The sequence below is a fragment of the Dyella halodurans genome (genome assembly GCF_026283925.1).
In the GTDB taxonomy this organism is placed as follows: domain Bacteria; phylum Pseudomonadota; class Gammaproteobacteria; order Xanthomonadales; family Rhodanobacteraceae; genus Dyella; species Dyella halodurans.
In genome coordinates, this window is sequence record NZ_JAPDPF010000002.1 from 79,605 (window position 1) to 93,693 (window position 14,089).

General features: G+C 64.3%; 13 protein-coding genes. 12 read left to right on the forward strand and 1 reads right to left on the reverse strand.

The genetic code is table 11. The features are described from left to right. The first annotated feature begins 195 nt into the window (after positions 1-195). From rpoE to recO, 9 genes are all read left to right on the forward strand, one after another. The gene (rpoE, locus tag OUZ49_RS04145) at positions 196-795 is read left to right on the forward strand and encodes an RNA polymerase sigma factor RpoE (protein ID WP_266148707.1); all 600 of its coding nucleotides are present in this window, start codon (positions 196-198) and stop codon (positions 793-795) included. Next, the gene (locus tag OUZ49_RS04150; RefSeq protein ID WP_266148708.1) at positions 788-1,441 is read left to right on the forward strand and encodes a sigma-E factor negative regulatory protein; all 654 of its coding nucleotides are present in this window, start codon (positions 788-790) and stop codon (positions 1,439-1,441) included. Before rpoE ends, OUZ49_RS04150 begins: the two co-directional genes overlap by 8 nt. Before the next feature lie 115 nt (positions 1,442-1,556). Beyond that, positions 1,557-3,041, forward strand: coding sequence for a DegQ family serine endoprotease (locus tag OUZ49_RS04155; RefSeq protein WP_266148709.1), 1,485 nt, complete (start codon positions 1,557-1,559; stop codon positions 3,039-3,041). A 238-nt stretch (positions 3,042-3,279) separates the two neighbouring features. Then, on the forward strand, positions 3,280-5,070 hold the full coding sequence (gene lepA, locus OUZ49_RS04160; protein WP_266148710.1) for a translation elongation factor 4: 1,791 nt from the start codon (positions 3,280-3,282) through the stop codon (positions 5,068-5,070). 49 nt (positions 5,071-5,119) lie between these two features. After that, a complete protein-coding gene (gene lepB, locus OUZ49_RS04165) occupies positions 5,120-6,010 on the forward strand; it encodes a signal peptidase I (RefSeq protein ID WP_266148711.1) in 891 nt (296 codons plus the stop codon). Between the two features lie 138 nt (positions 6,011-6,148). Continuing rightward, positions 6,149-6,529, forward strand: coding sequence for a DUF4845 domain-containing protein (locus OUZ49_RS04170; protein WP_266148712.1), 381 nt, complete (start codon positions 6,149-6,151; stop codon positions 6,527-6,529). A gap of 15 nt (positions 6,530-6,544) precedes the next feature. Continuing rightward, the gene (gene rnc, locus OUZ49_RS04175) at positions 6,545-7,201 is read left to right on the forward strand and encodes a ribonuclease III (protein ID WP_266148713.1); all 657 of its coding nucleotides are present in this window, start codon (positions 6,545-6,547) and stop codon (positions 7,199-7,201) included. 240 nt (positions 7,202-7,441) lie between these two features. Continuing rightward, on the forward strand, positions 7,442-8,383 hold the full coding sequence (gene era, locus OUZ49_RS04180; protein ID WP_266148715.1) for a GTPase Era: 942 nt from the start codon (positions 7,442-7,444) through the stop codon (positions 8,381-8,383). Positions 8,384-8,499: 116 nt separating this feature from the next. Further along, positions 8,500-9,210: a DNA repair protein RecO gene (recO, locus tag OUZ49_RS04185; protein ID WP_266149367.1), complete on the forward strand. Its 711-nt coding sequence runs from the start codon at positions 8,500-8,502 to the stop codon at positions 9,208-9,210. A 4-nt stretch (positions 9,211-9,214) separates the two neighbouring features. Here the strand turns inward: recO and OUZ49_RS04190 are convergent, their stop codons facing one another. After that, positions 9,215-9,964, reverse strand: a complete 750-nt coding sequence (locus OUZ49_RS04190; RefSeq protein ID WP_266148716.1) for a response regulator — start codon at positions 9,962-9,964, stop codon at positions 9,215-9,217. A gap of 44 nt (positions 9,965-10,008) precedes the next feature. Here OUZ49_RS04190 and OUZ49_RS04195 point away from each other — a divergent pair, with 44 nt between their 5' ends. The 3 genes from OUZ49_RS04195 (at position 10,009) to rlmD (ending at position 14,072) form a co-directional block, all read left to right on the forward strand. After that, positions 10,009-12,030, forward strand: a complete 2,022-nt coding sequence (locus tag OUZ49_RS04195) for an intermembrane phospholipid transport YdbH family protein (RefSeq protein ID WP_266148717.1) — start codon at positions 10,009-10,011, stop codon at positions 12,028-12,030. 32 nt (positions 12,031-12,062) lie between these two features. Next, a complete protein-coding gene (locus OUZ49_RS04200; protein WP_266148718.1) occupies positions 12,063-12,668 on the forward strand; it encodes a YdbL family probable chaperone protein in 606 nt (201 codons plus the stop codon). A gap of 90 nt (positions 12,669-12,758) precedes the next feature. After that, the gene (rlmD, locus tag OUZ49_RS04205; protein WP_266148719.1) at positions 12,759-14,072 is read left to right on the forward strand and encodes a 23S rRNA (uracil(1939)-C(5))-methyltransferase RlmD; all 1,314 of its coding nucleotides are present in this window, start codon (positions 12,759-12,761) and stop codon (positions 14,070-14,072) included. Positions 14,073-14,089: the final 17 nt, after the last annotated feature.

The following is a 14,089-nucleotide window of genomic DNA, read 5'->3' on the forward strand; positions in this document are numbered from 1 at the left end:
AGTAGCGGCGCGGTACGCCCATGGCGCGTTCGTGCGTTCTTGGGTGATGCGACGCCTCGGGGCGTCTTTCCCGGCAGGGGTTGGTAAACATGTGCGGACATGCTGAACTAGGACGCGTTGTTCTTGTCTGAGCAACTCACTCCTGTCCTGAGGCACCCCAAGCGCGTGGCAGCAACGACGAAGGAGATGGCCCGGATGGGCGAGAACGAACTGGACAGCGCGCTGGTCGAACGGGTCCAACAAGGGGACAAGCGGGCTTTTGACCTGCTGGTACGCAAATACCAGCACAAGGTCATCGGGCTGGTTTCGCGTTACGTGAAGAACTATGCCGAATGCGAGGATATCGCCCAGGAGGCGTTCATCCGCGCGTGGCGGGCCATCGGCTCGTTCCGTGGCGACAGTGCTTTCTATACTTGGCTGTACAAGATTGCCGTCAATACGGCGAAAAATCATCTGGTTGCGATGGGGCGGCGGCCGCCGGCGGACGACATCGCCATTGACGATGCGGCATTTGTGCCGGGTGCCGACCGCATGCACGAGAGCGCCACGCCCGAACGCGAGTTAATGCGACAGGAAATTGAACAAACGGTTTTTTCCACTGTCCAATCGCTGCCTGAGGAATTGCGGACCGCGATTACGTTGCGTGAAGTGGACGGCCTGAGCTACGAGGAAATCGCTGAGGCGATGGGTTGTCCGATCGGCACGGTGCGTTCACGTATTTTTCGGGCGCGTGAAGCTATTGATGAAAAACTGCGGCCACTGCTGTCAGACCGCGAGGACCGACACCATGAGTGACACCCAACGCGAAAACCTGTCTGCCGGCATGGACGGCGAGCTGTCGAAGGAAGAGCTGCGCTTTCTATTGCGCCGGCTCGACCACGACGCCTCGCTGCAGCAGGCGTGGTCGCGCTTTCACGTCGCCCGCGACGGTTTGCGGCGCCAGCTTGCGCCGCTGGCGGCAAGCGACTTCGCGAGCAAGGTCATGCACGCGATCGAGCAGGAAGCCGTGGTGGTCCATGGCAAGCGGCGACATTGGCTGCACTGGTCGGCGGGCGGAGCCATCGCGGCCAGCGTGGCAGTGGCGGCATTGATGCTGGCCCAGCCGGCCGGATCGGGGGCGGACCGGGCAATGCCGCAGACGGCGTCGGTGACCTCGCACGACTCCACCTTCGACAGCGATGCGCGACTGGCTCGCGCCGAAGCACCGGCTGCCGTGCCACCGTGGGTTAGCGCCTATTCAGCTTCCCAGCTCAGCCAGCAGGCCTCGGCCACGCTGGACAGCGATAGCAATGGCAGCTTGCTGTACTCGCGCAACAACCTGTCGCCCTACCAGTTGGACCGGTACCGCATCAACAACGGCGATGGCAGCTACCTGCTCTTGATCCATCCGGATCAGTCGATGCAGAAGTCGCCGGCGCAGGCTCCTGCCATAGCTCAGTGACACCCCGCCGTGTGTCCGACTCCGCGGCCTCGCACTTTCCCAATCCCGTTCGTCCACGCCAGCCTGCTCTGCGGGCTGGCATGGGCGTGCACCTGAAACCTTGATGGAGGAACCCATGAACCGACTCGCCCTGCGCGCGCTTTCGTGTTGTGTATTGATGAGCCTGGCACTGGCTGGCGGCGTGCAGGCGCAGAGTGCGCCCGTTGCGCCGAGCCTGCCCGACTTCACCGGGATCGTGCAGAAGAATGCCCCGTCCGTGGTGCACGTCGAGGCCAAGTACAGCGGCAAGAAGGCAAGCAAGGGCAAGTCGGCCGGCCGCGGCGCACCGGATGCGCCGGACGAAGACGATCCGCAGATGGAGATGTTCCGGCGCTTCTTCGGCATGCCGGCGATGCCGTCCCCCGACGAACAGCAGCACACTTCGCTGGGCTCGGGCTTCATTATCTCGAACGACGGTTACATCCTGACCAATAACCATGTCGTGGAGGGTGCGGACACCGTGACGGTGCGCCTGCAGGATCGCCGCACGCTGACCGCCAAGGTGATCGGCAGCGATCCGCAATACGACATCGCGCTGCTCAAGGTGGATGCGAAGGCCGGCCTGCCGGCCGTGAGCATCGGCGATTCACGCGCGCTCAAGCCCGGGCAGTGGGTGCTGGCGATCGGCTCGCCGTTCGGCTTCGACTACACGGTGACGCAAGGCATCGTCAGTGCCGTCGGCCGCAACCTGGGCAGCCAGGACCAGCCCTATACCTCGTTTATCCAGACCGATGTGCCGATCAACCGCGGCAACTCCGGCGGGCCGTTGTTCGACCTGCAGGGCCGCGTCGTGGGCGTCAATTCGCAGATCTACTCCAACACGGGCGGTTATCAGGGCGTCGCCTTTTCCATCCCGATCGACGTGGCCATGAACGTGGTCAAGCAGATCAAGGAGAAGGGCTATGTATCGCGCGGCGTCCTGGGGGTGATGGTGCAGGCCGTCACCGATGACGTGGCCAAGGCCTTCAATATCGATAGCGGCTCCGGTGCGGCCGTGACCCAGGTGACGCCTGGCAGCGGCGCGGAGAAGGCGGGCTTGCGCCCTGGGGACGTGATCCTTGCCTATAACGGGCAAAGCATCACCCAGAGTGCCGACCTGCCGCCGCTGGTGGGGCAGACCCCGCCAGGCAGCAAGGCCACGGTGCAGATCCTGCGCGATGGCAAGAAGCAGGACGTGAGTGTCACGGTTGGCGAAATGCCTCGTGACAAGAGCGCCACGCTGGCCTCGAACGATGCCAACAAGCCGGCCGCGCATGCGTCAGCCAGTGCCTTGGGTCTGGCGGTTCAGGACCTCGACGGCGACGCCCGCCAGCAATTGGGCCTGAAAGCGGGCGAGGGCGTGGGTATCAGCGGTATCAACGGCTCGCCAGCGGCCCGGGCGGGCCTGCAGCCAGGGGATGTGATCCTGATGGTCAACCAGAAGAAGGTGGGCAGTGTGGCTGCGTTCCGCGAGGCCACCAAGGACATCAAGCCGGGCGACACCGTCCTGTTGCTGGTCCGCCACGGCGATCAGAGCGGTTTTGTCGGCCTGACGGTGCCCAACGGCAAGCAGGACGAGTAAGCCAGTTGCTGCGCAAGCGGCCATCACGGGCCGGCCCTCCTTGGGAGAGCCGGCCCGTGCCGTTTCTGGGTCGAAGCCAAGCTTCCGGGCTGGGCCGTAGGTCGCTATAAGGGTGGCGAGGTAGCCGTCACGCCCGGACGACGCTGGTTCCATGCGATAATGCCGGGTTCGTATTGCCACCCCCGGCGATACGCTGCCTGCGCGCCGCGCAACGCAGTGAACGCAGCTAGCGTGCTCCATGGACCTGATTCGAAACTTCTCCATCATCGCCCACATCGATCACGGCAAATCCACGCTGGCCGATCGCATCATCCAGATCTGTGGCGGCTTGACCGAGCGCGAGATGGAGGCGCAAGTCCTCGACAATAATCCCATCGAGCGCGAGCGCGGCATCACCATCAAGGCACAGTCGGTGTCGCTGCCTTACACGGCGCGCGACGGCAAGACCTACCAGCTCAACTTCATCGATACGCCCGGACACGTGGACTTCAGTTATGAAGTCTCGCGTTCGCTGGCGGCCTGCGAAGGCGCCTTGCTGGTGGTCGATGCCGCCCAGGGCGTGGAGGCGCAGTCGGTCGCGAACTGCTATACCGCCGTGGAAATGGGCCTGGAAGTCGTGCCGGTGCTCAACAAGATCGATCTGCCCACCGCCGACCCGGAGAAGGTGAAGGGCGAGATCGAGGCGGTCATTGGCATCGATGCCGACGACGCCGTCGCCGTCAGCGCCAAGACCGGCCAGAACGTGGTCGAGGTGCTGGAAGCCATCGTGGCGCGCATTCCGCCGCCGAAGGTGGGTGACACGGATCGCCTGCAGGCGCTGATCATCGACTCGTGGTTCGACAATTATCTTGGCGTGGTCTCGCTGGTGCGCGTGATCCAGGGCGAGATCCGCCCGGGTGACAAACTGCTGGTGATGTCCACTGGCCGCACCCACGAAGTGGGCGAAGTGGGTGTATTCACCCCCAAGCGCAAGAAACTGGACAAGCTCTCATCCGGCGAGGTGGGCTGGGTCAACGCGTCGATCAAGGACGTGCATGGCGCCCCGGTGGGCGACACCTTGACCCAGGCCGGCAAGCCGGCAGACAAGCCGCTGCCGGGTTTCCAGACCATGCAGCCGCGCGTGTTCGCCGGCCTGTTCCCGGTCTCGGCGGACGACTATCCGGCGCTGCGCGAGGCGCTGGACAAGCTGCGCCTCAACGATGCGGCGATGTTCTTCGAACCGGAAAGCTCCGAGGCCATGGGCTTCGGCTTCCGCTGCGGCTTCCTCGGCCTGCTGCACATGGAAATCGTGCAGGAACGGCTGGAGCGTGAGTACGACCTGGATCTGGTCACCACGGCGCCGACGGTGGTGTACGAAATCCTCAAGAGCGACGGCTCGGTGATGCTGCTGGACAACCCGGCCAAGCTGCCGGCGGCGCATCTGATGGAGGAAATCCGCGAGCCGATCATCGTGGCCAATATCCTCACGCCGCCGGACTACATCGGCAACGTCATCACGCTGTGCGAGGAGAAGCGTGGCGTGCAGCGTTCGATCCAGTACCTGGCTACCCAGGTGCAGATCAGCTACGAGATCCCGCTGGCCGAAGTGGTGCTGGATTTCTTCGATCGCCTGAAGTCCGTTTCGCGTGGCTATGCCTCGATGGACTACCACTTCGAGCGCTTCGAGGCGGGTCCGTTCGTGCGCGTGGACGTGTTGATCAACGGCGACCGCGTGGATGCGCTGAGCCTGATCGTGCATCGCGTGCATGCCGAGCGCCGTGGCCGCGACCTGGTCGAGCGCATGAAGGACCTGATCCCCCGCCAGCAGTTCGACGTGGCCATCCAGGCCGCGATCGGCGCCCAGGTCATCGCCCGTTCCACGGTGAAAGCCTTGCGCAAGAACGTTCTGGCCAAGTGCTACGGCGGTGACGTCAGCCGCAAGAAAAAGCTGCTCGAGAAACAAAAGGAAGGCAAGAAGCGCATGAAGATGGTCGGCCGCGTGGAAATTCCACAGGAAGCCTTCCTTGCCGTACTGAAGGTGGACAAATAACAACCTGCGGATTCGGCGTCCCTCACGCCGAGCAACCTTGGAGTAGGGCATGGATTTCGATTTTTCGGCGATTCTGCTTGGCCTCACCGTCGTGTTTGGCGTGGTGTGGGGTCTGGACCGCCTGTTCTTCCACAAGCAGCGCAAGGCCAAGGCCGAAGCGACGCGTGCGGAAGTGCGCGAGCCGGTGATTGTGGACTGGTCGCGTTCGCTGTTTCCGGTGGTGCTGGTGGTGCTGCTGCTGCGTTCGTTCGTGGCCGAGCCGTTCCGCATTCCGTCCGGCTCGATGATGCCGACGCTCGACGTGGGCGACTTCATCCTGGTGAACAAGTTCGCCTATGGCTTGCGCATGCCGGCCTTCAACAACAAGTTCCTGAGCCTGGGCGAGCCCAAGCGCGGCGACGTCGTGGTATTCCGTTTCCCGGGCTATCTGTGCGAGGAGGACGGCAAGCTGGTGCGCAGCGGTGACCAGAGCTGTGCCGATCCGCATGCGCCGGTACCCAGCCAGAACTGGATCAAGCGCGTCATCGGCATGCCGGGCGACCGCGTGGAAATGCGCGGCGACCAGTTGCTGGTCAACGGCGAGCCGGTGGCGGCGGACCTGATCGGTCCCTACGAGGGTGATCCGAAGCGCCAGGAATCGCGCCTGATGCTTGAAATGGGCGCCACGGTGTGGAACGAACACCTGCCGAACGGGCAGGGTGGCGTGGTCAACCACCTGACGGCTCGGATGCCCAACTACGCCACCCCGCCGCCGCTGCCGAATGCGAGGGTGCCACTGGTGGTGCCGCAGGGCTGCTACCTGGCCATGGGTGACAACCGCTATAACAGCACCGACAGCCGCTGGTGGGGCTGCCTGCCGGAGCAGAATCTGGCCGGCAAGGCGTTCCTGATCTGGTTGAATTTCTACGACTTCAAGCGGATCGGTTCGATCATCCACTGAATGCCGTGATGCAGGTACGTGACCTGCTGGTGCGCTTAAGGGCAGAATCTGCTGCAACCGCCGGGGCCGGCGCATTGTGTTGCGCTTGCCCACGGCAAGTTTGGGGTAGAGCCGCGATGGCGGCATAGCGAGGGGACTATGAAATCGAAGCAGTCGGGCATCACCCTGATCGGGTTTCTCGTGGTGTTGATCGTTGTGTGCTTCTTTGGCTTTATGGCCATGAAGCTGATACCGGCCTACACCGAGTTCATGGGTGTCAACAAGGCCATGAACGATATCGCCACCGGCAGCATGGAAGGCAAGACGCTGGACGATGTTCGTCGCGACCTGGCGAAGAAGATGGACTTCCAGTACGTGGACGATGCCACCATCAAGCCCAAGGACATCACCATCAAGCGCGAGGGGAATGCGGCGCAACTGCACGTTACGTACGACAAGCGCATTCCCTTTATGTACAACATCGATTTCCTGCTGCACTTCGAGAAGAGCGTGGCGCTGCAGGGAAATATCGGTGGTTAAGCCCAGGCTAGTGATTTGACCAAACTCGCATACCGCTTTCGTGATCCCTCGCTCGGTCAGCTGGCCCTGACCCATCGCAGCGTGGGCAAGCCGAACAATGAGCGGATGGAATTCCTCGGCGACGCCCTGCTTGGCGTCGTAGTGGCCGAGTTGCTTTACGAGGCTCACCCGCATGCCAGCGAGGGTGAGCTTTCGCGCCTGCGTGCCCAACTGGTCAACGGGCAGGCGCTGGCGGTGATCGCACGCGAGCTCGAGCTCGGAGACGAGCTGAAGCTGGGCTCGGGTGAACTCAAGAGTGGCGGTTTTCGGCGCGAATCCATACTCGCCGATGCCTTCGAGGCGCTGGTGGCGGCGGTCTACCTGGATGCCGGCTTTGCCGAGTGCCGGGCCGTGGTTCGGGCGTTGTTCGAACCGTTGGTGGCGGCCATCCCGCGTTCGTCCAAGGACGCCAAGACCCGCCTGCAGGAGCTGCTGCAGGCGCGCGGCTGGTCACTGCCGCATTACGACCTGATCGACAGCCACGGCGAAGATCACGCCAAGACCTTCGATGTCTCCTGTGACATCAGCGAGCCCGAGGCCATCCGGGCCGAGGGCCGCGGCAGCAGTCGACGTGCAGCGGAGCAGGATGCTGCAGAGGCTGTGCTGCGCCGTTTGCAGGACCTGAAAGCCTGATTTCGGCGTTGTCCACCGCGGGTTTGGCTGCCCCGGGACGCTGATCCGGCAGGGTTTCATAGGGCAGTACCCGGCGCGCCACCCTGGGCGTGGGCGTCGCATGGACCGAGGCGACGGCGACGTCGCCGCTGCACGACCTTATCACCCAGTCGAATAACGACTTACACTCTCTATCTCTCCCGTGTCTTGCGCGTAACCGACTCGCGCGGGCCACGAGGACATCCGAAACAGGCTTTGATCATGAACGACAACGTTGATATCGACCTCGGCGCACCGGCCGAGCTTCCCCATGACGATTTCCGTTGTGGCCTGGTGGCCCTGGCGGGCCGACCGAATGTGGGCAAGTCCACCTTGCTCAATGCCTTGATCGGCTTTCGGCTGTCCATCGTCAGCCCGCGGCCGCAGACCACCCGCCACCGCATCCTCGGCATCGCCACCAGCGAAGCCGGGCAGATCATGTATGTGGATACGCCGGGCCTCCATCGCGGCGCCAAGCGGGCGATGAACCGCAGCCTCAATCGCGCGGCGCGTTCGGCGATCAGTGAGGTCGACGTGGTGGTGCAGGTGATCGAGGCGGGGCGCTGGACGGATGAGGACGAGGCGCTCTACGACGCCCTGGTCGAGCAGAAGGTGCCGCGCCTGCTGGTCATCAACAAGGTCGACCTGGCCAAGGAAAAGGCCACCATGCTGCCGTTCGTGGCCGACCTGATGACACGCCACAGCTTCGACGACGTGTATTACGTCAGTGCACTCAAGGAAAAGGGCCTGGCGGAGCTGCAGCAGGGCATTCTCAAGCGCTTGCCGGTGCAGCCGCCGGTGTATGGCGAGGACGAGGTCACCGACCGTAGCGAGCGCTTCCTGGCCGCTGAAATGGTGCGCGAGCAGCTGATGTTGCGGCTGGACCAGGAACTGCCTTATGCCACCACGGTCGAGATCGAACAGTTCACCGATCGCCCGGATGGCGTGGCCGAGATCCATGCGGTGATCTGGGTCGAGCGCGATGGCCAGAAGGCGATCGTGATCGGCAACGGTGGCGCCCAGTTGAAGGCCATCGGCACCTCGGCGCGGCGCCATATGGAGCGTACCTTTGAACGCAAGGTGTTCCTGCGCCTATGGGTCAAGGTACGTGAGGGCTGGGTCGACGACGAGACCATGCTCAAGAAGTTCGGCTATACGGATTAAGAGGCGACGGATGAGCTGCGAGCGCGCATGTTCGAGCGGCATTGACCAGCATGCGGACTTGCGCGTACCTGGCAACAGGGCGCCCTCACTACTCGCTGCTCGCCCCTAGCTTGTCGATGCGCATCGAGCAGCAGCCGGCCTACGTCTTGCATTCGCGGCCTTACCGCGAGACCTCGATGCTGCTCGAATGCCTGACCCATGATTACGGGCGCATTGGCGTCGTGGCGCGCGGGGTGCGGCGCGAACGTGCCCGCCTGCAGCGCGCCCAGCTCGAACCGTTCCAGCCGCTGGTGCTGGATTTATTGATGCGCGGTGAGCTGGCGACCTTGCAAGGCGCCGAGACCATCGGCGTGCCATGTCGCTTGCTGGGCGACGCAGGTCTTGCCGGGCTCTATGTCAACGAGCTCGTGGTTCGCCTGACGGGTCGCCAGGACCCGCAGCCCGAGTTGTTCGATGCGTATGCCCGAACGCTGCCGCGCCTGGCAACGACCGAGTCCCTGGCGTGGTCGCTGCGGCGCTTCGAGCGCGACTTGCTCGAGGCGGTCGGTTACGGCCTGCAACTGGAGTCGGATGCCGAATCGGGCGAGCCGCTGGAGCCAGGACAGCTCTATCGCTACACCGTCGAAGTGGGGCCATCTCCGTGTCGGCCGGGTACCGCGCATGCGTTGCGCGGCAGCGACCTGCTGGCGCTGGCGCAAGACCAGGCACCCGACGTGGCGGGCTTGTCCGCCTTGCGCGTGATGATGCGCGAGGTGATCCGCTTCCATCTGGGCGGAGGCGAGCTGCGTGCATGGCATGTGCTGGCCGCGGCCATGTCGCGACGCTGAGCGCTTAGCCAGTCCCCGCGAGCGCCTCGATCGTGGCCAGCAAGGCCTTGTTGAAGCGGGAAAGCGGCGCGAGTGAACCCGCATGGCCCAGCTTGAGATGCCGCTGCAACACGGTGGCTTGCGTGCCGAGCGCCGTCGCACCGCAGAAGCCGCAGGACGAGCGCAGGCGATGCAGCCGCTCTGCAAAGGCCTCGTGGTCATCGCGCAACACGTCGAGATCCTGGTAGAGGGCGACCAGTTCGGCGCGCAACAAGCTGCGCATCGCTTGGACGACATCGGCATCGCCCATGGTGGCGATGGCCTGCGCATCGTCAAGCAGTGGCAACGCGGCGGCGCCCGCCTGTACCAGGCCCAGGATCCGCCGCAGATCGGCCACGTTGCAGGGCTTCGTCAGCACTTCGCTGAACTCGGCGGCCAGCAGGCGTTGTCGCTCGGCCGGATCCATTTCCGCGCTGGTGGCGACGGCCGTGCAATCGCCGGAGCGCGCTTCGGGATCGCGGCGCAGGGCGGCCAAAACCTCCACGGCGCCCGCCCCCGGCATGCGGCAGTCCAGCAACAGCAGGTCGAAGGCGACGTCGTGGGCCAGGGCAATGGCAGCCATGCCATCGTCGCAGGCCTGGGCCTCGAGACCGAGGCTGCGCAAGGCTTCGACGAGAAAAAGCCGGCTGGCGGGATCGTCGTCGGCCACCAGGGCACGTGCCGTCCCGGGGGGCGCGGCCGCACCTGAAGCGTCGCTGGGAAGCGTGTTGAGCATGACTAGTCCGTGTCGTTCAGCTTATTTTGGCAGAATGGCGCCTCATGCGCTTCTCATCAAGCCACCTTTTGCTCAGTCTAGGCATCCTGCTTTGGGTCGGCCTGGCGCTGCCCGCGCGTGCGGATATTGCCCTGGGCGCCAAGACAGTCAGCCTGCCCGGACTCAAGCTGCAGGAGGTTCAGGGGCTGGTCGGTGAGGACGGCCGCGGTGGCTTGAAGCTCACGCTGCATGCCGCCAGGACAGACGTGCCGACCCTGGGGTGGCGAAGAGTCACTGCGGATCTGCAAGGCTCGTTGCAGCGCGACGTGCATTTGCGCTGGCTGTTCAATGGCACCGTGCAGCTGGTGGGCGCGCCCGGTGCAGCCTTGAGCAATGCAAAGGTCGCCATGGTCGTGGACGAGGCGGCCAACACGCTTGAAATAGACATCAGCCAGGCAGCGGCGCAGGCCAGCATGGCCTTGCCACTGGACCAGCCCACGCATGCGCAGATCAGCCTCAAGGGATTGCCGGCTGCGTGGCTGCAGGGTCTGTTGAGCACCATCTGGTCAGGGCGCGCCACGGCCGGCAAGCTTGACGCCGACATGGCGCTGGACCTGGAAAACAAAGGGGTCCAGGCGTCAGGTCAATTCGCGCTGAGTGCGGCCGGGTTCGATACGGCAAGCGGCACGCTGGCAGGGCAGGGTGTCAATGGCAACGGCCGTTTGAACATCGACACCACCAGCACGCCATCTCGCATCGATCTCGACGCCAGCATGCGCGGCGGCGAACTGTTGCTCGGACCGATCTACGCACGACTGCCCGATCACCCGGTCCAGCTGAGCCTTACGGCCACCACGCACAACGGAGCGGTGGACTTCACGCGCCTGCGCGTGGCGGACGCCGATGCGCTGCAGTTCGACGGCATGCTGGCGTTCAATGCCAAGGGTGAAGTGCAGAAGCTCAAGCTCGACAAGCTGCAGGCACGCTTTCCCGCGGCCTACCAGCGCTATGGACAGGCGTGGCTCACCACGCTGGGCATGCGTGACGTCCACATCGACGGCCAGCTTGCCGGCAGCCTCGACCTCGATGCATCGGGCCTGCGCAGTTTCGACTTCGACACCGATGGCTTGGACCTGGCCGACAGCGAAGGGCGCCTGTCGATCAAGGGCCTGCGTGGCGGTATCGATTGGGCCGCCGAAGGCGAGCGTCCCGCCACCAGCTTGAACTGGCAGGGCTTGCAGGTTTACCGCATGGTCGATGGCCCGGCCCAGTCGCACTGGCAAAGCCGAGCGGGCGCCTTGAGCCTGCAGCGTGCGCTGGAAGTGCCGCTGCTCAATGGCAAGGTCCGTATCGGCGACCTCGCATGGCGCCCCGCCGCCGTGAAGGGGCGCCGATTGGAGACATCGCTCACCTTTGCCGGCATCGATATGGCGGCTTTCTCGCGGGCCATGGGTTGGCCCGAGTTCCAGGGCACCTTAGGTGGCGCCATCCCGGGCCTGCGTTGGGTCGACGACCGCTTCGAGATGGAGGGCGGCCTGACCGTGAATGTGTTCGACGGCTTCCTCAATATCACGCGGATGTCGTTGCAGGGGCCATTCGGCTCCAGTCCCGTGTTGTCCGCGGATATCCAGTTGCGGCAGCTGGATCTGGCCTTGATGACCAATGTGTTCGACTTCGGCAGTATCACCGGGCGCCTGGACGGCTCCATTAACGAACTGCGCCTGGTCAACTGGAATCCGATCGCGTTCAAGGCCAATTTGCTGGCCGGCAGCGGTGGCCGCATCAGCCAGCGTGCCGTGAACAACCTCACCTCGGTCGGCGGCGGCGGGATGGCTGCCGGGCTGCAGGGCGCCGTGCTGAAGCTGTTCAAGACCTTTGGCTATAAGCGGATTGGCCTAAGCTGCGTGTTGCAGGGCTCGGTATGCCGTATGGGCGGTCTCGATAGCAGTGCGGATGGGTACACTATTCTGGAGGGTAGCGGCCTGCCGCACCTGCAAATCGTCGGCCACCAGACCCAGGTGGACTGGCCCACCCTGGTGCGCCGCCTGAAGGCAGCTACGGAAGGCACCCCGCCGGAAGTTCATTGAGCACCGGCCCCCCATCCCCGAAGGAGTCGAACATGCGGAAGTTTGTCTATGGATTGCTGACCACCCTGCTGGTGGCCATGGTGGGATGCGTCACCATCAACGTCTATTTTCCCGAGGCGGCGGCGCAAAAGGCAGCCGATCAGTTCATCGGCACCGTGCTCGACAGCAATGCCCCCGCAGCGGCTCCCCAAAAGGACCAGCCAACCGCACCCGCGAAGGACGGCCATCAGCCCTCGGCCATGCTGCTCGACCTGTTGATTCCGGCGGCTTATGCGGCCGATACGCCGAATATCCGCATCCAGACGGCCACCACCGAAGCCATCCACGATCGCATGCGGCAACGCTTTCACGAGACTCTCGCGCCCCTGTTCAGCAGCGGTGCGGTCGGTTTCACCAAGGACGGCCTGGTCGCCGTGCGCGATGCGACCAAGCTGCCGATGGACCAGCGCGCTGCGGTGAATGCCGCCGTGGCGGACGAAAATCGTGACCGTGACGCGCTCTATCGCGAGGTGGCCAATGCCAACAATCATCCGGAGTGGGAGGCGCAGATTCGTGCCACGTTTGCCAAGGGCTGGATCGAGCGTGCGCGCGCGGGCTGGTATTATCAGGACCCCTCGGGCGCCTGGAAGCAGAAGTAAGCCGCTCGCCCCATCCGCACCGCCCACCCGATTGTCGCGCCCGGGTCCGTCGATCCGGGCGCACTCGTTTTTGGCTGACCGCAGAGCACCATGAAAGAATTCCAAGCCACCATCACCGACCTCAGCCACGACGGCAAGGGCGTTACCCGCATCGACGGCAAGGCCGTCTTCGTCAGCGGCGCCTTGCTCGGCGAAGACGTCTTGCTGCGCATCCGCAAGCGCCATCGTCACTACGATGAGGCCGAGGTGGTGGAGTTGCTGAAAGCATCCCCGCACCGCGTCGAGCCGCGCTGCCGCCATTTCGGCCAATGCGGAGGCTGCTCGCTGCAGCACCTGGATGCCGAATCGCAGATCGAAGTGAAACAGCGCGTGCTGAAGGACAACTTCGAGCGCATCGGCAAGGTGAGTCCGGCGCTGTGGCTGCCGCCGCTGACCGATGACGCCTGGGGCTATCGCCGCAAAGGCCGCCTGTCCGTGCGCCAGGTGGCCAAGAAGGGACGCGTGCTGGTGGGGTTTCGCGAGGAGAGCAATCCGCGCTTCGTTGCCGACATCAGCCAGTGCGAAGTGGTGCACCCGGCGCTGGGGCCGAAGATCGGCCTGCTGGCCGAGCTGGTTGGTGGCATGGATGCAGCCACAGAAATACCGCAGATCGAATTTGCGGCGGGCGACGATACCGTGGCGCTGGTGTTCAGGCATATGTCGCCGCTGAGCGAGCGCGACCAGGCTGCGCTGGTGGCATTTGGCCAGCAGCATGGCTTTGCCATCTACCTGCAGCCGGGTGGCATCAGCAGCGTGCATCCGCTGTGGCCGGAGCATCCGCGGCTGGCGTTCCGCATTCCCAGCAGCGACGCGGCGTTCGACGACGTGGAGCTGGAATTCCGTCCGCTCGACTTCGTGCAGGTCAACGCCGGCATGAATCGCCGCATGATGGCCCGCACGATGGAACTGCTCGATCCACAACCGAATGACCGCGTGCTCGACCTGTTCTGCGGCCTGGGCAACTTCACCTTGCCGATCGCGCGCCGCGTGGCCGACGTCGTGGGCGTCGAAGGCGAACACGGCCTGGTCGAACGCGCCGCGGAAAATGCCGCGCGCAACGGCATCACGCATGCGCGTTTCGAAGTCGCCAACCTGTTCGAGGACCAGCGCCACGCAGCCTGGGCGAAACAATCGTGGGACAAACTGTTGCTCGATCCGCCGCGCGCGGGTGCCGACAAGGTGCTGGAATACCTGCCTCACAAGGACACCCACCGCATCGTCTACGTTTCATGCCACCCGGGCTCGCTGGCACGTGATGCCGGCATCCTGGTGGAGAAGCACGGCTTTCGCTTGAGTGCGGCGGGCGTGATGGATATGTTCCCGCACACCGCCCATGTGGAATCGATTGCGCTGTTCGAACGCTAGTCGGATGTCGGGGGCGC